Origin of the sequence: Treponema denticola, from assembly GCF_024181405.1 — a bacterium.
Lineage (GTDB): Bacteria > Spirochaetota > Spirochaetia > Treponematales > Treponemataceae > Treponema_B > Treponema_B denticola_D.
Genome location: NZ_CP051302.1, coordinates 712,605 through 732,974, shown reverse-complemented (window position 1 = coordinate 732,974; position 20,370 = coordinate 712,605). Strand labels below are relative to the sequence as shown.

The 20,370-nt window shown below is 37.7% G+C and carries 18 protein-coding genes, 1 tRNA gene and 1 pseudogene; 5 read left to right on the top strand and 15 right to left on the bottom strand.

Annotated features, from left to right (window positions below):
• Window positions 1-16: 16 nt before the first annotated feature.
• The 6 genes from HGJ18_RS03330 to ispE form a co-directional block, all read right to left on the bottom strand.
• Entirely contained in the window at window positions 17-2,056 is a 2,040-nt protein-coding gene (locus HGJ18_RS03330) for a tetratricopeptide repeat protein (RefSeq protein WP_253697663.1), read from the bottom strand.
• The gene (gene tilS / locus HGJ18_RS03325; protein ID WP_253697662.1) at window positions 2,053-3,420 is read right to left on the bottom strand and encodes a tRNA lysidine(34) synthetase TilS; all 1,368 of its coding nucleotides are present in this window, start codon (window positions 3,418-3,420) and stop codon (window positions 2,053-2,055) included. Before tilS ends, HGJ18_RS03330 begins: the two co-directional genes overlap by 4 nt.
• A gap of 128 nt (window positions 3,421-3,548) precedes the next feature.
• Window positions 3,549-4,184: a 50S ribosomal protein L25 gene (locus HGJ18_RS03320; RefSeq protein ID WP_253697661.1), complete on the bottom strand. Its 636-nt coding sequence runs from the start codon at window positions 4,182-4,184 to the stop codon at window positions 3,549-3,551.
• 70 nt (window positions 4,185-4,254) lie between these two features.
• A tRNA-Gln gene (locus tag HGJ18_RS03315) sits at window positions 4,255-4,327 on the bottom strand.
• Between the two features lie 85 nt (window positions 4,328-4,412).
• Entirely contained in the window at window positions 4,413-4,700 is a 288-nt protein-coding gene (gene spoVG / locus HGJ18_RS03310; protein ID WP_002668685.1) for a septation regulator SpoVG, read from the bottom strand.
• 63 nt (window positions 4,701-4,763) lie between these two features.
• A complete protein-coding gene (ispE, locus tag HGJ18_RS03305; RefSeq protein WP_253697660.1) occupies window positions 4,764-5,618 on the bottom strand; it encodes a 4-(cytidine 5'-diphospho)-2-C-methyl-D-erythritol kinase in 855 nt (284 codons plus the stop codon).
• Window positions 5,619-5,737: 119 nt separating this feature from the next.
• Between ispE and HGJ18_RS03300 the strand changes: the two genes are divergently transcribed.
• Window positions 5,738-6,778 carry a DUF2804 domain-containing protein gene (locus HGJ18_RS03300; protein ID WP_253697659.1) on the top strand — a complete coding sequence of 347 codons (1,041 nt, stop codon included), beginning with the start codon at window positions 5,738-5,740 and terminating at the stop codon, window positions 6,776-6,778.
• A 15-nt stretch (window positions 6,779-6,793) separates the two neighbouring features.
• On the opposite strand, the gene HGJ18_RS03295 is transcribed toward HGJ18_RS03300, so the two are convergent.
• The 8 genes from HGJ18_RS03295 to HGJ18_RS03260 form a co-directional block, all read right to left on the bottom strand.
• Window positions 6,794-8,191: an SGNH/GDSL hydrolase family protein gene (locus HGJ18_RS03295; protein ID WP_253697658.1), complete on the bottom strand. Its 1,398-nt coding sequence runs from the start codon at window positions 8,189-8,191 to the stop codon at window positions 6,794-6,796.
• Window positions 8,192-8,205: 14 nt separating this feature from the next.
• Window positions 8,206-9,678, bottom strand: coding sequence for an MBOAT family O-acyltransferase (locus HGJ18_RS03290; RefSeq protein WP_253697657.1), 1,473 nt, complete (start codon window positions 9,676-9,678; stop codon window positions 8,206-8,208).
• Between the two features lie 21 nt (window positions 9,679-9,699).
• Window positions 9,700-10,326 (bottom strand): periplasmic-type flagellar collar protein FlbB, encoded by a 627-nt coding sequence (locus HGJ18_RS03285; protein WP_253697656.1) that lies wholly within the window; start codon window positions 10,324-10,326, stop codon window positions 9,700-9,702.
• Between the two features lie 99 nt (window positions 10,327-10,425).
• Entirely contained in the window at window positions 10,426-11,484 is a 1,059-nt protein-coding gene (hflC, locus tag HGJ18_RS03280) for a protease modulator HflC (protein WP_010691002.1), read from the bottom strand.
• A gap of 5 nt (window positions 11,485-11,489) precedes the next feature.
• Window positions 11,490-12,446, bottom strand: a complete 957-nt coding sequence (gene hflK / locus HGJ18_RS03275) for an FtsH protease activity modulator HflK (RefSeq protein WP_253697655.1) — start codon at window positions 12,444-12,446, stop codon at window positions 11,490-11,492.
• Between the two features lie 47 nt (window positions 12,447-12,493).
• On the bottom strand, window positions 12,494-14,620 hold the full coding sequence (locus HGJ18_RS03270; RefSeq protein ID WP_253697654.1) for a ribonucleoside triphosphate reductase: 2,127 nt from the start codon (window positions 14,618-14,620) through the stop codon (window positions 12,494-12,496).
• A 31-nt stretch (window positions 14,621-14,651) separates the two neighbouring features.
• Complete coding sequence (nrdR, locus tag HGJ18_RS03265; RefSeq protein WP_253697653.1) at window positions 14,652-15,107, bottom strand: transcriptional regulator NrdR; 456 nt, start codon at window positions 15,105-15,107, stop codon at window positions 14,652-14,654.
• Between the two features lie 112 nt (window positions 15,108-15,219).
• Window positions 15,220-16,983 (bottom strand): ATP-binding protein, encoded by a 1,764-nt coding sequence (locus HGJ18_RS03260; protein WP_253697652.1) that lies wholly within the window; start codon window positions 16,981-16,983, stop codon window positions 15,220-15,222.
• A 150-nt stretch (window positions 16,984-17,133) separates the two neighbouring features.
• Here HGJ18_RS03260 and HGJ18_RS03255 point away from each other — a divergent pair, with 150 nt between their 5' ends.
• The 3 genes from HGJ18_RS03255 to HGJ18_RS03245 are packed head-to-tail and all read left to right on the top strand — an operon-like array spanning window position 17,134 to window position 19,466.
• Entirely contained in the window at window positions 17,134-17,574 is a 441-nt protein-coding gene (locus HGJ18_RS03255) for a hypothetical protein (protein WP_253697651.1), read from the top strand.
• Window positions 17,575-17,586: 12 nt separating this feature from the next.
• Window positions 17,587-18,750: a hypothetical protein gene (locus HGJ18_RS03250; RefSeq protein WP_253697650.1), complete on the top strand. Its 1,164-nt coding sequence runs from the start codon at window positions 17,587-17,589 to the stop codon at window positions 18,748-18,750.
• Window positions 18,751-18,770: 20 nt separating this feature from the next.
• Entirely contained in the window at window positions 18,771-19,466 is a 696-nt protein-coding gene (locus HGJ18_RS03245; protein ID WP_253697649.1) for a FecR family protein, read from the top strand.
• Here the strand turns inward: HGJ18_RS03245 and HGJ18_RS12920 are convergent.
• Window positions 19,443-19,544, bottom strand: a pseudogene (locus tag HGJ18_RS12920) (YigZ family protein); the annotation flags it as partial. The gene HGJ18_RS03245 and the pseudogene HGJ18_RS12920 sit on opposite strands and share 24 nt — an antisense overlap.
• Window positions 19,545-19,644: 100 nt before the next feature.
• Between HGJ18_RS12920 and HGJ18_RS03240 the strand changes: the two are divergent.
• Window positions 19,645-20,361: a hypothetical protein gene (locus tag HGJ18_RS03240; RefSeq protein WP_253697648.1), complete on the top strand. Its 717-nt coding sequence runs from the start codon at window positions 19,645-19,647 to the stop codon at window positions 20,359-20,361.
• Window positions 20,362-20,370: the final 9 nt, after the last annotated feature.

The following is a 20,370-nucleotide window of genomic DNA, read 5'->3' as shown; positions in this document are numbered from 1 at the left end:
AAGAAAAAAACTTATTTTATTCGTTGACGATTTCAGCAAAAACAAACCCTCCGGAGCGCACGGCAAAAACTTCAATATTATTTATACTAAACATATAGGAAACAACCGGAAGGCTCGTTTGGTTAAATATTTCTATAATTTTTTCGTTTACTTTTTCAATATTTGCAGGACTCCGATTAAGCCAGAACAGGTTCTCCTTATCCGAAGGAATGAGCAGAAGGTTTTCTTTTCCGTCAAATAATTGGAAAGGAACACCGTTTTTATAACTGACACGGATTTTTTTATTCAGCTTGGGATGAATCCATTCGGTTTGAGAGTCGCCATTTTCATATTGTGTATATGTAATTTCGTAGGAACCGTCCTCATCGCTGTCCCAAACCTTTGTAACGAAGCCGTCTTTTTGATGGTATTCGGAATATTCATAGAGTTTATTTTTATTTAAATCCATATCTATCCTTTTTAATACACCCTTTGAATCATACTCAATCCTTGTTTCAAAATAGCCGTCTCCGTCTTTATCTATGTTTTCAAAAACAGGTAAGCCTTTTCTGTAATTAGTTTGCGAGTACGGCTCCCCTAACACAGTTACCTCGGCCTTTATTGGGATGCCCTTATCAAAGAATACTTTTTTTATGCCCCCGTTTATGTACGAAGTATTTTCTTCAGAAAATGCAGCGGAGTAAATCAATACACCTTCATGAAGACTTCGTACATTTTTGCCTACTTTTAAAGAAAAAAAGGCCTGCTGTTTTTGGTGCATGCCATACAGCTTTAGGTTTAATTCTTTTAACTCTATCGGTGCCCAATTCAAGTCAAGGGGACGCATGGTATACTTTTTACCGTTTTTGGTAAAATTTTTAACGGCCGGATACGAATCATAGGACAGCAAATATTCATCTTTTTTTCCGTGAATTACGGATGGAATACCGAAGTTACATTCTACGGTGTATTCAGGATATCCTGTTTGAAGGCTGTCAAATTCGGCACACCAAGGTCTGCCGTTCTTATAATAGATTTTAGAATCTATAATCAGATCCCCGTTTTCATCATCGACAATCAAACCTTCATAAACAGATAAAAAGGTCTTAAGCTCATTTCTCAATTCGGAATTTATAACCAAGCGCAAAAGCTCGACCAAATGGGATTCATACATGGCCTGAGTAAGAACATACTCCTTCAAAATCGGGTTAAAATAATAAACCTTAGCCGATAAAAATTCGTTTACAGCTGTTTGTTCATCTATTATGCCGTACCTTAGACAAAGCAATGTAGAATAAGAGCGGTTATATAAATCGTTAAGATCATAAGATTCGGTAAAAGGCAAATACATACCTCGATATAATTTTAGCCGTCTGATATTTTCTTCCGATTTTGTTTCAAATGGACTTGCAAGCAAGAGGAGAGACGGTTCCTCATCCTGCCACGCGTAAAGGCGGGAAATTATATGTTCGGCCAATTTTTTACCTAAAAAGTTTACCTTTTTTCCTCGTTCACGTAAAAAAAATAATTTTGCAAAAGAGGAATTAAAGGACCAACGGTCAAGAGCTTCGGAAATAAGCTGCTTTGCCTCATCATATCGCCCCAAGCCATAGAGGGCATCTGCCCTTACATAGTCCGACTCGGCAGATTCAAAGGGTAAACGTTTGACAAGATCCAGAGCTTCCTTGTATTTTAACATACGTGTATTGACCTGAGCTGCCAATAAGCGGCCGGCATTTATATCGTATAAACGCCAGACCATTCCATCGGCACAGGCAGCATCGGCTTTTTGCAATATATCTTCATTAGGATAATTTAATTTTAAACTGCATACTGCCTGAATATATAAAAAATCGGCAGTTTTCGGATCATAAACTTCACCGAGCTGGGCTTCAAACAAGGCCTCCTTCCATTTTTCTTCGGTAAAGAGCTTAGCGGAATTCTGCAAGTATGATAGGGCCGCAGATAAATTTACCCCCTCAGTTTGATTTGCATAAATACCTATACAAATTAAAATAAAAAAAACACATAATCTATGCTTGAGTTTAAAACACTTAAATCTACAGGAATATTTCATCTCTTTACTCCTAAATCCCCTACAACATACCAATTTTTTTTGCCGAAAACGGCTCCGTATATACCTTTAACTACCCCGCCCTCTTCGATTATCGGCAAAATATTTCTATTTTCATAGTCTATATTCCACTCATTTATAATTTTTTTTACCGATTTTTTTGAGCCCGAAGAGGTCTCAATTTCATCTCCAAAGAGGCGTGAACGCACACAAAAGGGAGGCTTAAAAGGCCCTATACCGCAGGTTTTATCGCTTTCATGCACTATAAAAAAGCCGTCTTCATTTTTTACGGCCTTAAAATTTCCGGCAGGGGTATTAAAGGTAAAAGGCTTATCAATCCAGATAGAATAAAAAACTTCGCTTGTCTTTTCTTCAGTAGTTACAGCCTTAAAAAGCAATACCTCATCTCCTTCTTTTTTTATACAAAATCCGCCCGAAAAAATTATCTTTTTAGTATCGGAAAGCTTCATCAAATCGTCAAAGACCGAGTAAGGGATCCTTCTTTTTCCTCTTAAAAGAATAAGACCTTCTTGAAGAAATTTAAGTTTTAAGGCTTCTTCAAGGCTTAGAAAAAAAAGAAATTTACATCGGCAGCACTCTTCCTTTTTATCCAATACCCATGTTTCTTTTTTTGTTTTATATGAGGCAATAACAAAATCGTTTTGAGCCTTTATTTTTGCCAAACTTTTATCCAAGCCTCTTTGCCAGCCGTCAAAGCAGATACTCAAAACAGGAAGAAGATTATGTCTGACCTTGTTTCTAAGATATGAGGTTTCAAGATTAGTAACATCTTCTCTCCACGGGATATTTTTTTCTTTTAAATATTCTTCTATTTCCGAGCGGCTGATATTAAGAAGGGGGCGTATAAATCTTCCACGTCTTGGAGAAATCCCCATAAGGGCTTCAGGCTCGGAACCTTGAAAGAGCCTCATCAAAATCGTTTCATAATTATCATTTTTATTATGGGCAGTCAAAATATAATCGGCATTTAAGGAATCGGCCGCTTTTTCAAACTCATTGTATCTTAAAAAGCGGGCAGCATCTTCAATTCCGGTTTTTCTATTCTTAGCCTCATCAAATACCGTATTTTTAGGAATTTCGGCCAAAATACATGGACATTTATCATTACAAAAGTCTAAAACAAATTTGGCATCGCCTAAGGTTTCTTTTTCGGGTCTTATATTGTGGTTTACAGTCAGTACAAAAATTTCGGCATTTATATCGTTCTTCAATTCCAAAAAGGCTGAAAGCATGGCCATAGAATCGGCTCCCCCTGAAACGGCAAGCAGGAGTCTCAAAGGTGCGGCCGTTCTATCGCATAATGAGGAAAAGCCTAAAAGCACATCTTTTAAAAACGATTTTGCCATAAGACAGATTTTACACAATTTCTAAAAATGGTCAACAGTCAAGAAAAAATGAGGAAAAAGTTATAAAGACATAAAAAAACTTCCGCCCTTTAAATCGAACGGAAGTTTTGAAATATTAAGATTAAAGCTTATTTATCCTCTGCAGCAGGTTCGGGTGCGACAGCGGCAGCTTCGGTTTCTTCACCTTCAGTTGCAGCCGGTGTTGTACTTTCAGCAGCAGCAAACTTAATAGCAGCAACCGTTATATCATCGCTTGTTAAAACGGTAACGGCTTCAGGAAGCTTAATATCCCTGACATGAAGCGATTGATTTACATCAAGAGTAGAAACATCAACGATAATTCTGGCCGGTAAATCTTTAGGCAGACACTCAAGTTCAAGTTCGGTAATACCGGTCTCAAGAATTCCGCCATGGCGTACACCTTCGGGAGAACCTTCAAGTCTAATCTTAACCTTTGTACGTAAGGTCTTTCCTCTTTCTACTTCATAAAAGTCGATATGTTTAATCTTATCCGAAACAATATCATGCTGAAAATCTTTAATAAAAACTTCGTAATCCTTTCCCGCTGCATTTAATGTTACAATAGTACTTTCGGTAACAAGTTTAAAAAGTTTCATAAATTCTCTTTCATCAACATCAATAGGAACGGATTTGCCGTGTCTATCATACATTACTGCGGGAATTCTTCCAGCCTTTCTCATTTTTACAGCGGCATTTTTACCATATGTTGATCTTTCATGTGCGTTTAACAGTCTCTGTTCCATAATCCCAGAACTCCTCTAATACCAATTATTTAGTTTGCAACAAGGGCCGCCGATAAAAGCAGCCTCAAAACTGGGACGGTAGGATTCGAACCTACGGAATGACGGCACCAAAAGCCGTTGGCTTACCACTTGCCGACGTCCCAAAATATATACAAAAAGCCGAAAGCTAAATTGTATCCAAAAACAGAAAAATAAAACTAGTATTACGTCACAAATTGATTGCTAAAGCTAGATTTCAGCCTCAGCATCTTGCCCGGGCATAACAGGTGTTTTTTCGTAAACCTCCAAAACAGCCTTTGTCATCTTTTCCCTAAACTCGGCAGTGATAGGATGAGCTATATTTTTAAACTCACCGTTACTCAACTTCCGGCTGGGCATTCCAATGTACAAACCGTCATTACCCTCGATCACTCTTACATTATGAAGGACAAAGCAATCATCAAACGTAATATTAGCATAAGCCTTTAAACTATTCCCCGGACTCACTCTCTGAACACGGACTTCTGTAATTTCCATACTGTCCTCCTTGCATAATAATATTGGCAATACTTACCTACCAATATTTTACTACGCTTTCTATCAGAACGCAAGTAACAAAAAGAAAAAACATCGTCCATATTCGGCTAAAAGCTTAGAATAAGCATTTTTGACGTTTTTTTCATCTTTAAAAAGCCCGAAAACTGAAGAACCGGCACCGCTCATAAGAGCAAAATCAGCCCCGTAAGTTAAAAGGTCTTGTTTTGCCTTTTTTATTGCAGGATATTCCGTAAAAAGAACGTCTTCAAAACTGTTAAAAAAAGGCCATTCACGGCAATCTTTACCGCAAAAGAGCTCAGGATTAAAAGCAGAATTCAGTATCTCCGATTCTTTACGGCCCAAAAGGCTGTAAGCCCTGGGTGTTGCGCTTTTTATTTCTGGATAAATCAAAATCCCAAAATAATCTGAAAAAACGGAAACTCTTTTTATCGTTTCTCCGCGGCCTCTTACAACCGCAGCCTCATTTCCCAAAAAAAAGGGAACATCGCTTCCTATTTTCAAAGCTATAGCCCTTAAATCTTCTTCCGTTAAACCGGTAGAAAACATATCGTTAAGCCCCAGCAAAACCGAAGCGGCATCGGAAGACCCACCTCCCAATCCGGCACCTTCAGGGATTCTTTTTAAAATCCTGACGGAAACGCCTTCAGAAATACCGGTAAAGTTTTTAAACTCTTCATAAGCTCTTGTAATTGTATTTTCTGCCGGCAATTCAGCCAAAGGAGACAATACCTTACATTCTTTTTTATCCGGTTTTCTTTGCATCAAAAGCTCATCGGCAAGAGAAATCGGAGCAAAAACACTTACAATGTCATGAAATCCGTCGCTTCTCTTTCCTAAAACTTCCAAATGCAGATTAATTTTTGCATGAGCTTTAAGGCTAATCGCACTTTTAATCATGTCTTAAGCATTATATCCAATTATAAAGTTTTGTCAATACAAAATAATGGAAATTTACGTAATTTATAAGAGCATTTTAATCGGTTTTAGTGTATAATCAATCTATGGAGGAAAAATTTATGAATCATGAAGTCAAGGAAAAACAAGATTTACTCAATGCGCAGGGTCATATCACCGAAGAAGGATGGGCAAGATTTCCCGTATGGAACTATGATAGAAGTAAGATTAAGGCTTCGGCATTTAAAATAAAGGAATGGGACTATTACAGCATAACAAATTCCAAGGAGCTTTGGAGCTTAAATACTACAATGGCAGACTTAGGTTTTGGAGCCTTATTTTCAGTTTCATTTATTGACTTAAAGAAGAAAGCTTTTTCACAGGAAGATGCCATGACGTTCTTTACATTCGGTAAAACAGGATTAAAACCTTCATCCCTAATGGATCACAAGCTTGAGTTTAAAAATAAAAAAATGAAACTGCTTTTTTGTAAGCAGGGAGAAAAAATTATTATACAAACAGATGTGCCTAATATGCGCCTGCCTTGCGGAAAAAGAGGGCTTAAAGCAGATATTGAGCTTACACGAAATCCGAATAATGAGAGTATGAACATAGCAACTTCATGGAAAGAAAACCGTAAGTGTTTTTACTTAAATGAAAAGGTCAACTGTATGCCGGTAAGCGGCACCCTAAGCCTTGGAAACGATAAAATCACTTTAGAAAAAAACAGCTCTTGGGCTGTACTGGATTGGGGCCGGGGTTTCTGGACAAGAAAGAACCGTTGGTATTGGTCAAGCGGGAGCGGTATAGTCGAAGGGAAGAGATTCGGCTTTAACCTAGGTTATGGTTTTACCGATAGGGGCCCTGCAAGCGAAAATGTAATTTTTTATGACGGAAAAATACATAAACTTACAGATGTGGAATTTCATATTAAAAATGATGAGTATTTAAAGCCTTGGAATTTCATATCAAGCGATAAACGTTTTGAAGCCGAGTTTATACCGGCTATAGACCGCTCGGCAAATACAAATTTAGGGCTTATAAAAAGCGTTCAACACCAAGTATTCGGCTTTTTTTCAGGTCAGGCAGTATTGGACGAAGGCAAGATTGTAAAATTCGAAAATTTTCCTGCCTTTGCTGAGGACGTATTAAATGTTTGGTAAAACTATGGGCTTAAATTAAGGCGTACAGGGTTCCAGATCCCAATCCTTATAAAGCAGCTCTAAAAAGGGCTGCATAATATATTCACCGCCTGAAACCGTATAATGATGCCCGTCATCTTTCATAAGTCTTATTTTTTTTCCTTCGGCGGTTTTAACGGTATCGGTATAAGGAACCCCTTCTCCGGGAGCGATACTGCTTAGAGAAAATTTATTAAGGATTATACTCGAATACTCAGATGCTATTTTTTTCTGTAAGTCTTCAATATAGAGTAATTGGGCATTGTATATTTTATCCCGTACAACAGGCATGCCCAGCCAATACACCTTTTTTGTATTTGCAAATAAAACGTCCAAATGTGTTATTACCTTATCCCTATAAGCCGATTCCCAGTCTTCAGTTTCTTTTACAAGAACTTTGCCGTTATCTGCATAAAAATTTTGATAATCATTCATTCCTAAAAAAATGACGGCAATATCATAGCGTTCGTTTTGACTTTCTTCAAACACATTCTTTAACTTTTTAGGCCAGTTGTAATAATCGCTTCTTATAAAACCTGAAGAGTGAACCGAAATTTCTTTTACCCTTATGGAAGAGTTTTGACCTGTAAGCCTTAAAAAACCTGCAGCAATACTGTGCATCTGAGAATCCCCTATCATTAATATACGCAAGGGTCTTTCCGTATTATAGGTATAAACTTTTTTAGGCGCCTCAGCCTGCTCTACATTTGATTCTTCTTCCTTAGCGGCAGTTTCGAATATATCTTCTTTTCTTAATTCCAACATTTTTTGTGTGAGTCTTATTTTTTCAAGCTCTGCAATTCTAGCCTGCTCAATGTCTTTTAACCTATCCAAAACCGTATTTACATTTTCAAGTTTTGCCTCAAGTTCTTCTATCATTTTTTTAACGGCGGCAACATCTTCCGGTTTTGATTCTACCGGTAAACCGTCTCTTGCTCTTTCCAAGTCTTTTTCAAGATTATCTATAGAAGATTTTTTATCTTGAGATTTATCTATAGCCTGCCCTAAGTTTTCCAAGGCTAAAAGTCTTTCCCGATGAATTAATTCTGCAGAATCCATATAATAAAAAGAATCCCAATCGCTTAAACCTTCAAGACCGGCATAGCGTAAAAAGAAAGTTCTTGCAGAAGGAATCAGATTATCAAGTTTCAATTTTTGAGACAGTTCCGAAACGGGTTTAACGGCAGTCCTGAATACCTCTGCGGCATAAGGATTTTTTATTTTAGATGAAAAATTGTCTAAAGATTTACCTAAGAGCAGCATAAAGAAAAAAATACAGAGTAAAAAAAACGAAAGAGCTTTGTTTGCAGAATAAAAGATAGATTTTTTATCTTTAAGTTTTATTTTAAAAAAAAGAACATCATTTATTTTTTTTATTATATCTTTTAGCTTCATATGTCAACTTTCACCTAAAACGCAAAATAAATAAACGGCGGTATACCCGAAGTTGAAACCGCATAAAGAGCGGCTAAAAAACTGACGGTGGTAACAACCTTAACAATCATCGGAAGACGGCTATATATTGTAAAAGCTTTTTTCCTTAAACTTTCCGAAGGAAGCTGCAAAAAAAGGCCTGCAAAAAAGATTAAAAGAATAAAGGGACTTATAATTTGAAATGACTGAGAAATATTGCCAAGAGATCTTAAATATAAACTCAGTTCCGATAGTGACGGCGAAAAAAACACAAGCCAGCTGATGTTTACGAATATAAAGACCGGTATAATTCTCAAAAAATCAAAACTTTTTTTTGCGTTTTTCTCTTCATCTAAAATTTCTTCTCCTATAGCTTTACGTTCTTTTATTTCCGAAAAAATCTTTTCGATACACAGCATTGTCCCCTGCATAGCTCCCCATATTAAAAATGTCCATGAAGCCCCGTGCCAAAGTCCTGCAATGAGCATCGTAAAAAAAAGCGCAAAGAGAGCTCTGGCAAGACCGAATCGGGAGCCGCCTAAGCCGAAATAAAGATAATCTCTAAGCCAAGAAGAAAAACTTATATGCCACCTTCTCCAAAACTCGGTGATAGACTTTGAAACATAGGGACGGTTAAAGTTTGCAGGCGTATTAAATCCCAAAAGGATTCCTATACCTATCGCCATGTCACTGTAGCCCGAAAAATCTGCGTAGATAATTATCGTATAGCATAGTAGTCCGAAAATAAGCTCCCATGTATTATAAAATGAAGGATTTGCAAAAATTTTATCGGTAACGAGTATGGTCAAAAAATTTGAAATTATCATTTTTTTATACAAGCCTGAAATTAAAAACACGATAGCACGGTCAAAGGCTATGGGTTTTGCTCCTTTTTCATTATCGCAGTTAAGTGCCCGAGGAAGATCCTTAAAAAAATACTCGGCCTGAACAATCGGCCCTGAGGACAGTTGAGGAAAAAAAGATACATAGAGTAAAAAATCCCAAAAAGATTTTACATGCCTTATCTTACAAAGATAAATATCAAAGACATAACTCATGCATCGAAAAGTATAATAAGAAATTCCTACAGGAACTAAAAGAGACCAAGAACGCAGAGTTAAAAGAGTAGAATTAACAAACATATCCGGAAAAAATTGGTTTAAATATGAGAGCAATGTGTAAAGGTATTTAAAAAATCCCAGATATAAAATATCGATAATACAGATAATAATTACGATAGCCTTTCGCGGTGCATAATTTTTTTCTTTATCGAGAAGAAAACCGTAAAAATAATTTATAAGGGTAAAAACAAAAAGCAAAATACAAAAACGCCAATCCCACATTGCATAGAAAAAATAAGAGGCGGCCGTTAAAAGGATTTTTCGTTCTTTTTCCTGCCTAAAAATATACCAGTATAAAAAAAAGATTGAGAGAAAAAAAACTGCAAAAGAAATCGTCGGAAAAAACATGCTTGAATTTTAAATTACCGATTACGGAAAGGTAACAGGCTTATTTGCCATCTTACGCTGAATCTCCGCAGCCCTGGAGGCCGGCATCAAAGAAAACCAATAAGCAACCGAAGAGTTTTTACCTTCTTCTGCAGCTATTTTTTCTACAGCCCTAAGCACGTCAATTATATCCTGATCGTCCATGGCTATAAGATTTGAAACGGCTTTTTCAGGGGGCATACCGTTTATATATTTAGCGATTTGGATTATGTTCGCCTCACGGGCATCCCGCTCCACAATCAAAAGATTATAGTTCTTTTCTTTTTCTTCTATAGCCAGTCTGCGGTCATCGAGCTCTTCGGCAACCTGTTTATTTTCGTTTTCCTGAGTTTGAACATCTTCTTCCCGCTTATCCAATTCCTGAGAACGCAGCTCTAAGGCCATTAAGCGTTTTTCGTAGCGGTCATTTTCCAAATTTGCCATTTCATCGGAATCTAAGGGGGCAATCCCCTCAGGCGTTTTTAAACCGAAAAAGGAGTAAATAGGAGAAAACAAGCTCCTTGAGCTGATCAGGCCTAAATAATCAAACCACAATAGGCCTCCGAAAACAAGTAAAACAATCAATATCAAAAGAACAATTATTCGTCCTATAGTTCCGCTTCTTCTCAAAATTTTTACCTCCCATACAATCAATAAACAGTGAGGCACCATTTGTGCCGAACTGTTTATCGTACCTCCTATATAATATCGGAAAAACTTTTTCTAAGGTTAATGCCTATACAGATACTGAAAATATTCCATATCCGTTGAGAGGACTTTTTCGGTCTCGGGCAAGGAATTTTTATAAATCTCCATGCTTTTCCAAAAGCTGTAGAATTCGGGGGACTTACCGTAACTTTCGGCATAGATTGCAACAGCCTTTGCATCGGCATCTCCCTTTATCCTTTCTGCCTCGGCATAAGCTTGCGACAAGATAGTCCTTTTTTCGTTTTCCAATTCTCCTAAGATTTTAAGCTTTTCACCGTCGCCTGTAGACCTAAAGGTTCCTGCAATCTGATTCCTTTCTTTTATCATACGGCTGAATACGGAATTTTCAAGCTCATCCGAATACTTAATTCCTTTAAAAATTAGGTCAACCACTTCCAAGCCGAATTCACCCAGCTGGCTATTGGCCTTGGCCAAAATTTCATCAGCCAGAGTTTCCCTGCCCTTTTTTATCACAGGGAAGTTTACTTTTTCCGTCTTTAAGGAACCAAGGTCAACTTCGGCATTTTCAAGGTTAAACTCTTCCGTTTTTTTGCTTTCATTTATAATATTTGAGCTTCGTACAACATCGGCAAGACTATTTACCGAAATAATATCTCTAACAGATGAATCTACAATATCCGAAAGGCGGGAATAAGCGCTATCATAGGTTGTAAGGGATTCATAAAACTTTTTTACGTCAACTATACGCCATCGGCTGGTAGTATCTACCTTAAGATACTGTTTTTCTAAAGTAAGAATCTTTTGTGGATCGCCGTCAAGACGTAAGAGTTTTGCCGTGTATTTGTTTACTGTATGAATCAAGGGCATTTTAAAATGAAGCCCGGCCTCTTTTTCCGTTTTTACTACAGCTCCGAATTTAGTTATAATGGCAACATTGCCTTCATTTAAAATATAAAACGGCTTTAGGAAAAAAAATAAAACAACGAGTATTATTATAAAGAAAAGCCATCCGAAACCTTTTTTGTCTTTTTTGTTTTTTTCCGGTTTTATCTTATTTTTGGAAGAAGGACTTTCAAATCTTACATCTTCAGTGTTTTCGGTATTTTCATAATTTTCCATAAAAATCAGTTGCCTCCCTTATTTAATTCTTTTAAAGGTAAAAAGTTTTTTAAGTTTTTGTCTATGAGGGTAATATTTTCATTATTTTTAAAAATAGCATCGAGAGTTTCAAGGTAGAGCCTTCTCCTAGTAATATCGGGAGCCTTTACATATTCGGCATAAACGGCATTAAAACGGGCAACATCTCCGTTTGCCTTGTTTATTCTTTCGGAAGCATAGCCCCTCGCTTCTTCAATCATTTTTTGTGCCTCACCCTTTGCCTTGGGAATCTCTTTATTGTAAGCTTCTTTTCCTTCGTTTATGAGCCTATTCATATCCTGAATCGCTATGTTTACATCCTCAAAGGCAGCTTGAACTTCCTGAGGCGGCACAATGTTTTGCAATTGTACCGAGGAAACGGAAATTCCAAGGCCGATCTGCTTATATTTTTCGTTCATTTTTTCTTGTGCTAAAACTGCAATGCTGTCACGATCCAAGCTGATTATGTCCATTATAGCCCTGTCCCCTACCAAGCTGTTGACAACAGATTTTGAAATATCTCTGACGGTTTTATTTCTTTGATCTTCTTCAACATTAAAAAGCCAAGCCTTAGGGTCCACTATTTTATACTGAATAACCCATTCAACATTTATGATGTTCAGGTCTCCTGTAAGCATTGAAGATTCACTTAAAATGGAATTTTGGTACTCGCTTCTTTCACTCGATCTTGCAGTGCGGAAGCCGAATTCTTCTTTTTGAACGGTCTTAACCGGAACCTTATAAACCTGATCCACAAATGGAATTACAAAGTTAAGCCCAGGTGAAAGGGTATTTGCATATTTACCGAAACGGGTAACAACCCCATTATCTGTCGTAGGGATAACCTTTATTCCCGAAAAAGCTATAAGAGCAATTACAATAAGTATTATTATCGTGCGTAAAGCTCCTAACATCTTTGAAGGATCAACCTTTTTTTGCTTCATTTTTTCCTCCATGAAGAATCTATTGTTTACCATTACTTCTAAAAATCTTACATTTTAGAAGTAACACTCAAGACCTCGGCCCTTTCTTTTTCAAGCTCAGCCAGTTTCAGTTCAAGTTTTGCCTGTTTTTCGCGCTTACAATAAGGGCACTCAAAATGTTCACCCTCAAGATAACCGTGAACAGGACATATCGAAAATGTCGGCGAAATTGAAAAATAGGGAATACGGTAATTGTTTGCAACAGCCTTAACCAAATCCCTGCAAGATTCCCAATCCTTGATAGATTCACCCAAGAATATGTGAAAAACCGTACCTCCCGTATACTTACGCTGTAAACTTTCTTGATGATCCAAGGCTTCAAAAACATCGGTAGTATAGGCAACGGGAAGCTGGCTTGAGTTGGTGTAATAAGGCTCGGCATCTCCCGAACTTATTATATCGGGGAACTGATTTTTATCGTGGCGAGCCAGTCTGTAAGAAGTACTTTCAGCCGGGGTTGCTTCAAGATTGAATAAGCTGCCCGTCTCTTCTTGGAAGTCTGCAAGGCGGTTTCTCATATAGGTTAAGACCTTTTCGGCAAAGGCCTTTCCCCTAGGGCTTACAATATCCTCGCCTAAAAAGTTTAGGCAGGACTCGTTCATACCGCAAATTCCTATAGTCGAAAAGTGATTGTTTAGATGATGTAAATACCTCTTAGTATACGGGAAAAGGCCTCCCTCCAGTAGCTTTTCGATTACCTTCCTCTTTATCTCAAGACTTTGTTTTGCGATGTCCATGAGGTAGTCCAAGCGGTCAAAGTAGTCCTTTTCGGTTTTTGATAGGTACCCGATTTGAGGCATGTTTATCGTAACTACCCCTATGGAGCCCGTAAACTCATCAGAACCGAAAAGTCCGCCTCCCCTTTTACGCAATTCCCTTTTATCGAGTTGAAGACGGCAGCACATGGAACGCACATCCCCGGGATTTAGGTCGGAATTTATAAAGTTTTGAAAATAGGGCGTACCGTATCGGGCAGTCATCTCAAAAAGCAGTTTTGCATTCGGACTTGACCAGTCAAAATCGGAGGTTATATTGTAAGTGGGAATTGGATATTGGAAACCTCGTCCTGCGGCATCTCCTTCAAGCATAAGTTCAATAAAGAGCTTATTTATCATATCCATTTCTTTTTGACAGTCACCGTATGTAAAATCCTGTGTTTTGCCCCCGACAACAGCCTTTTGGTTTGCAAGGTCGGGCGGACATACCCAGTCCAAGGTTATATTCGTAAATGGAGCCTGAGAACCCCAGCGGCTGGGAGTGTTTACACCGTAAACAAAGCTTTGAAGGCATTGTTTTACGTTGGCTTCACTCATCTTATCCTTTTTTACAAAGGGAGCCAAATATGTGTCAAAGGAGCTAAAGGCTTGAGCTCCGGCCCACTCGTTCTGCATAATACCTAAAAAGTTGACTATCTGCTGAATAAGTGTCGATAAATGCTTGGGAGGCTTTGAGGTAATCTTATCGGGAACCCCGCCCAACCCCTCATGGATAAGCTGCCTAAGGGACCAGCCTGCACAGTAGCCCGAAAACATTGAAAGGTCATGAATATGAAAGGCTGCCGTTATATGGGCTTCGGCAATGGCAGGTGTATAAATATTTTTAAGCCAATAATTTGCCGTAATAGTACCGGAGTTATGGAGAATAAGACCGCCTAAAGAAAAGTTTACGTTGGCATTTTCTTTTACGCGCCAGTCGGATTGACTTAAATATCCGTCCATGGTGCTGTTTATATTCAGCATGAGGCTTTCCGCATCCCGCACGGCCTCTCTCTTTGCCCTGTAAAGGATATAGGCCTTTGCAAGACGGGCTTCTTGCTGTTCAATTAAAACAAGCTCTACAACATCCTGAATTTCTTCTATTGCCGGAATAGAATGGGCATAGCGGGAAGCCATAATATTTTTAAGCTTTTCTTCGACCTTGTCCGTTAAAAACACAGCTTTTTCATCATTTGGGCTGCCTTCAACTGCGGTTATAGCCTTATTGATTGCCTGTTCTATTTTTTTTCGATTATACGCCTCAATTTCTCCCGAACGTTTTACTACCGAGCGCAATATCTCAGGCTTTGCCTTCTCCATTGTCCCTAAAAAGGACTTCCATTCAGGAAAAACCGTTTGATTTGTACTTTTCCCCTCCATAACTTTTAATACCTCCCAATTTATTTACAATTTATTTTCTTACTTTTTTTACCTCGTTTACAAATTCATCCAAGTTGCTGAATTGTTTATAAACGGAGGCAAAGCGGATATATGCCACTTTGTCTATTGAATACAAATGAGATAGAACCATCTCGCCCAAAGCAGTAGTTTCTATCTCTTTGTTAAGCCCCGAATTTAAAACAGCCTGATCTTCAATTTCAGTAACAATATTTTCTATACTGTTTAAGGAAACAGGCCGCTTTTCAAGAGCTCGTTCAATACCTTTTTCAAGCTTTTTTCGGTCAAAGGGCTCCCTGCGGCCGTCTTTTTTGATAACCATAAAAGGTTTTTCTTCAATATGCTCATAACTTGTAAAGCGGTAACCGCAGGCAAGACACTCCCGTCTCCTTCGGATACAGTCCCCTTGAGCCAGAGTTCTTGATTCCATAACCTTATCATCGCAGTTTCCGCAATGCGGACATCTCATATTTTACTTACAGGATGCCTAAAAGCCGGCATCCCTCCCTCCCAAAAATAGCGTATCTAATTATACACTACAGGATAACACACTATATATAGCGTGTCAAGCCGATATTAAATTATTTTTCTCCTAAAAGCTGTTTTATTTCGAAAATTTCCGAAGACATGGCAGAGCGCTGCATGGATTGGTATTTTTTCGGAACCATCTCCTTGCTTGTGCACTCTATTGCTGCAACCAAATTTTGCAGCTCTATCTCATAGGGATAAGAAGGCGGAATAAAATCGGCTATAGTTTCTTCCAAGTCTTTTTGTATAACCATTGCTCTGCCTTCTACAGTAGCGTTCATCTTGGCACGCACAAGTATGGCTTCTATATCCGCACCGGATACATCGAATTTAATCTTTTTTATTATCGAATTTAAATTTACATCATGGAGCTTGATGCGGAGTTTTCTTTGAAGAGTTTCAAAAAGATCAAGCCTTTCGGCATCGGTTTCGGGATAAAAAAGAGCCAGATGTTCTTCAGCCCTGCCCTGCCTTTTTAAGTCGACGGGAATAAGGTCGGGGCGGCAGGTAATCAAAAACCAGATTATCTTTCCCCTGTAAGCCGTATTCCCCATAAAATTTGCTATTTGAGCAAAAACCCTGCTAGAGGTACCGGATATATCGTTTGCGGTGCGGTTTCCGAGCACAACATCGGCCTCATCTATCATAACTGCCACAGGCGACATAGCCCTCAAAATATTCAGCACCTTTTCAAGATTCGATTCGGTAGCTCCCTGCCATTGAGAGCGGAAATTTCGTAAACGCACCATGGGAATGCCTATTTCGCCTGCAAAGGCGGACACTATAAAGGTCTTTCCCGTGCCTATTGGGCCGGAGATAAGATAGCCCATAGGAAGAACATCGGTTCGGGCAGCCTTTAAAGCCTTAGCCGCAAATTTAAAGCGCTTTTTTACAAAGTCATGGCCGGAAACAAGGGAGAGGTCATAATCCGTATCTATAAATTCCAAAAGGCCTCCGGCCTCATTTTCGATAATTTCCCTTTTTTTGGTTGCCAAATAATCCAAACTTATAGGCTTGTCGTCCTGATAAGACTCTCCTACAAGCTGGTAAAGATTTAATAGATTTAAACCGGAGGTTAAAGCACCCATTCTTTCAGGGCTCAAGCCCCTCTCAGCTAAAAGGATTTCCTCGGTACGTCTTAAATGTTCTAAAAAATTAACCCTTACGGCCGCATCAGGCAGGGGAATACGCACCTTTATTGTGGAAGGAGAAGCTGTAAGGCGGGGGTTTAGGTCTGTCAGGTTTTCGGTAAGCATTATTATCGAAATATCTTCCCGAGTAAAAGAAGGCTCATGGGACCATCTGTTTAGGGTAACAAGGCAGTACCTATCGGTTTCATCCAAATTTCCGATCTCATCGGCAGGAATTATGGTTTCGGCATAATCTACGATAAGAACAATCCTCAAATTCTTGCCGAAATTTAGAACAAAATACCTTTCAAGGTAAGAAAAAGCCTCCTCAGGGTCTCGGGATAAAAAGTTTTCGGGAGGTACATCAGGATAAGTCATATGCATTGTCTCAAGATAAGCTCTTTCCATATCGGAAGTACAAAAAGAAACGCCTCCGGACTTATCGTAATACACTATTATGTCCTGATTTCCAAACAAAACTTCGGAAATATAATCTCTTATTTTTATGAACAAGAAGTTATGTCCATATTCGGTTATTTGATGGGGTAAAAAATCCCTTATATTTCCATGTACAAAGTAAAGGTTTGCCGTTTTTGAGCAATATTTTCTGGAAAGCTCCTGTGCCCATTCCGGCAAAATATCTATATAGGCACTATTTTCTTTAATCAGCTGTTTTCCCGCTGCCATAATCCCTCCCGCCTTATAATCACCATACAACAAAAAAAATAAAATTTCAAGAAGAAAATAATTTCATTTTTTTTATATTCCGATTGTTGTTTTTTATTTTTTGTGATATACTTATATATAAGTAAAACTGTGATAAATAAGGGAGGCTGTATGAAAAGAATATCAACAATTCTTATATATTTAGGTATTGGAGCAATTCTTTTTGCTCAATCGGCAGAAAAGGTGGATGAGATTTTAGCATCAAAGACCTTAACAATAGGACAGGCATGCTATCTTGTGGGCACGTCCATTGGAGAAGTCGATGATAAGAACTCCTATGAAACGGCCTTTAATAAATTTAAGGGTCTTAAAATGTTCGAAAACAAAAAACATGATGAGCCTATTAGATTTGACGAATTTTCTAATTTGGCTTTGCAGTATTCTTCGATAGAGCATGGCTTATGGTACGGAATCGCAAAAAATCCGCACTACGCTTTTAGACAGCTTAAAGCAATGAAGCTGATTCCCCATAAAACGGTTCCGTCTTCACATATCACGCCGTTTACCGCAATCAATCTATTGGCCAAAATAATGCCTAAAGAAGATAAGTAAGGAGGATAGATAATGAAAAAAGTAAAATTGTTTATATTTTTGTTTTTAGCTGTTGCATTAAACCTTTCAGCCTTTGAAGGAGGCGGAATGTTTAAAACGGGTCTCGGCATTGACCTTGGTAAAAATAAAGCAAATCTATCTCATTTCGATAGTCTGTCTCTTTGGGCTAAACAAAATCTCGATAAAGAAGGAAATTATAATTTTGCTATTCAGTCTTCATATTTGTTCAATTTAAAAAAGCCTATAAAACCTGAGGGAGAGCCGAATTTAGATCATATTGTTAATTTGGATATGTTGAAATTCAGTTTTCTAATTCCTTTAGATAATAATAATAGTCTAAGCATTGATGCGGGAAGATATAACATATCGGATATTACAGCAATCATTTTAAATCAAAACATTGATGGTGTATATATAGCATACAATAAAACTAATTTTTCAACATATTTTAACCTAGGATACACAGGGCTTTTAAACGCCTATGTAAATCCTATCAATGCAACCGGTATAACATCAATATCAAAGAAGCAACCAAAAATTTACAATCTTGCACCGTCTTTTGTGCATATATCTGCTTTGTTCCATGTTCCTTTTCAATCATTGCGTCATGCGATCGATTTTGATTTGAACTCGTTCATTGCAACGGAAAATCCAAAGACAACAAACAATTACATTTCAATATCGGTAAACGGTCCCATAGTCAACGGACTTTTTTATCTTACCTCAGTATCAACCTCCATATTGACAAGGGATCAAAAAAATCCGGGAATAGGCTTGTTTTTATCAGGAGAACTGGACTACTATTTTGAAAAATACAGTTCAAAACTAGGTTTAAAAATGCAATTATTCTCAGGCGGCAACATGAGCTTTAAATCTTTTACGCTTTCAAATTTATCAAAGGTTACATTTATGGAGCCTACGGATTTATTAAAAATAAGTTTAGATGGCAGCATAAAACCTGTAAAAGATTTGTTTTTAAGTACGGAGGCTGCTATTATGGCTTATGCAGCAACTCAACCTAAGGGTAGAAGCAATTTTGCCGGTTTTGAGTGGGATGTATCTGCCAATTATACAATACTTCAAGATATATCCATTAGTACTGATCTAGGTATGTTTGTGGGAAAAAACGGTAAGTTTGATGCAGTGTTCAAATTAAAGGGCATCATTTCGTTCTAAAATTTTTATAGGAGAAAAAGATGAAAAAGGTATTTCTTATTATTAGTTTGGTTTGCTTTATGTTAACTCCGCTTTTGGCTATTAGCGGTGAGGTTGTTGCAGTCAAGGGAAAGGCTGAAATAAAGCAAGGCGGAAAATGGATTCCTGCAAGGGCTGGAAACAAAATAACATCGGGACTTATGATTTCGACAGGGTTTAAATCCGAACTGACTTTAAAGATTGACGGTTCCGTTATTACGGTTAAACCTATGACAAGACTTACAATTGAAGAAATCGCCGAAAAGAATGAAACCGTTTCTTCGGAAGTTTACTTAAATGTAGGTTCCGTAAAGGCCGATGTAAAACCGGCTTCAACAAAAAAGGTTGAGTTTAAGGTAAAAACACCTGTTGCAACAGCTTCCGTTCGAGGAACATCGGGAGAGATCGGTTCTGACGGTCTTTTAATCGGAACAAGCGGAACATGGTCGTATGTAAACAATGATGGAATTGAAACAAGGGTAAATATCGGCGACTCTGTTATTATAAGCGATACAGGGATGGTAACTCCGGCTCAAAATATCAAGGCTAATGAAGTTTTACCGGCATCAGTCGCAACTCTTGCAGAAGCGGAAGCCAATTCTCCTACGCTTACCAACCAATCACCCGGCATTGAAGACGCAATAAACACGGCTACTTCAGTTTCAGCAATCTTTTTAAGTGTAGGCTGGAAAGACTAACCTAATACCGCCCTTTGAAGCATTTTCAATAAAGGCTTCAAAGGGTATTTTTTTATCTAAAGGAATTTGATCGTTTATTGTTACATTATAGGAATAAATACTCATTTACTCAATTAAATAATCTCGATTTAGGAACGAAAAGCAGCCTATTTTGATTAACGTTGAGGAGTTTTAGCTAATGAAAACTAATCAAGGTATTATATTTTTATTTTTAGGAATATTTATTTTTTCATCATGTATAACAGTAAAGTATTATGGAACCGATACTACAGCATTTGAAACAAAATATTTCGGAAATATTATTGAATTTAAAAAGTCAGCCATTGCTGATTCTAATGATATTATTTTGAATGGAAAAGAAGACTTTAGGTTAGGCTTTGATCCTCTTTATCCAAATGAAGCAGACCTCATGAAATGGACAGGACAGGTCCGGCTTAACGATATTTTTTACGATATTCAAATTAACTATCGGCAAAAGAAAGGAGACTATGGAATTGAAAATATCCGAGAAGTTGATATTCAAAATCTCCCGCCTATCTATAAATTTGAAAAATTCAATATATCCGGTTCTCAAGCGATTTGGGAAAAATCCATACATGAGTCGGAATTACCGGTTAAGCTTGCAACTTTTTCTGTTGAAAACGTTGAATTTTATGTACTGTTAACAAGCATGTATACCGTAGCGACAATGAAAGATAATATGAGTTCGTTTATTCAGATGGTTAAATCAAAAGATCAGGTATTCCATATTGTTAGTTCAGACGGAATAATTTATGCAGAATTTACTAAAGATAAATATAAACTATTTGAGGTGAATAATTCAAAATTGGATTCTAAAAAATTATGGCCTTGTATAGCAGTATTTTCGATTGTAAGAATTATCTGTTCCAAATAGAATTTATAT

Coding starts and splice junctions, on each gene's coding strand:
- HGJ18_RS03330 (WP_253697663.1), bottom strand. CDS start 2,056: ATGAAATATTCCTGTAGATTTAAGTGTTTTAAACTCAAGCATAGATTA.
- tilS (WP_253697662.1), bottom strand. CDS start 3,420: ATGGCAAAATCGTTTTTAAAAGATGTGCTTTTAGGCTTTTCCTCATTA.
- HGJ18_RS03320 (WP_253697661.1), bottom strand. CDS start 4,184: ATGGAACAGAGACTGTTAAACGCACATGAAAGATCAACATATGGTAAA.
- spoVG (WP_002668685.1), bottom strand. CDS start 4,700: ATGGAAATTACAGAAGTCCGTGTTCAGAGAGTGAGTCCGGGGAATAGT.
- ispE (WP_253697660.1), bottom strand. CDS start 5,618: ATGATTAAAAGTGCGATTAGCCTTAAAGCTCATGCAAAAATTAATCTG.
- HGJ18_RS03300 (WP_253697659.1), top strand. CDS start 5,738: ATGAATCATGAAGTCAAGGAAAAACAAGATTTACTCAATGCGCAGGGT.
- HGJ18_RS03295 (WP_253697658.1), bottom strand. CDS start 8,191: ATGAAGCTAAAAGATATAATAAAAAAAATAAATGATGTTCTTTTTTTT.
- HGJ18_RS03290 (WP_253697657.1), bottom strand. CDS start 9,678: ATGTTTTTTCCGACGATTTCTTTTGCAGTTTTTTTTCTCTCAATCTTT.
- hflC (WP_010691002.1), bottom strand. CDS start 11,484: ATGGAAAATTATGAAAATACCGAAAACACTGAAGATGTAAGATTTGAA.
- hflK (WP_253697655.1), bottom strand. CDS start 12,446: ATGAAGCAAAAAAAGGTTGATCCTTCAAAGATGTTAGGAGCTTTACGC.
- HGJ18_RS03270 (WP_253697654.1), bottom strand. CDS start 14,620: ATGGAGGGGAAAAGTACAAATCAAACGGTTTTTCCTGAATGGAAGTCC.
- nrdR (WP_253697653.1), bottom strand. CDS start 15,107: ATGAGATGTCCGCATTGCGGAAACTGCGATGATAAGGTTATGGAATCA.
- HGJ18_RS03260 (WP_253697652.1), bottom strand. CDS start 16,983: ATGGCAGCGGGAAAACAGCTGATTAAAGAAAATAGTGCCTATATAGAT.
- HGJ18_RS03255 (WP_253697651.1), top strand. CDS start 17,134: ATGAAAAGAATATCAACAATTCTTATATATTTAGGTATTGGAGCAATT.
- HGJ18_RS03250 (WP_253697650.1), top strand. CDS start 17,587: ATGAAAAAAGTAAAATTGTTTATATTTTTGTTTTTAGCTGTTGCATTA.
- HGJ18_RS03245 (WP_253697649.1), top strand. CDS start 18,771: ATGAAAAAGGTATTTCTTATTATTAGTTTGGTTTGCTTTATGTTAACT.
- HGJ18_RS03240 (WP_253697648.1), top strand. CDS start 19,645: ATGAAAACTAATCAAGGTATTATATTTTTATTTTTAGGAATATTTATT.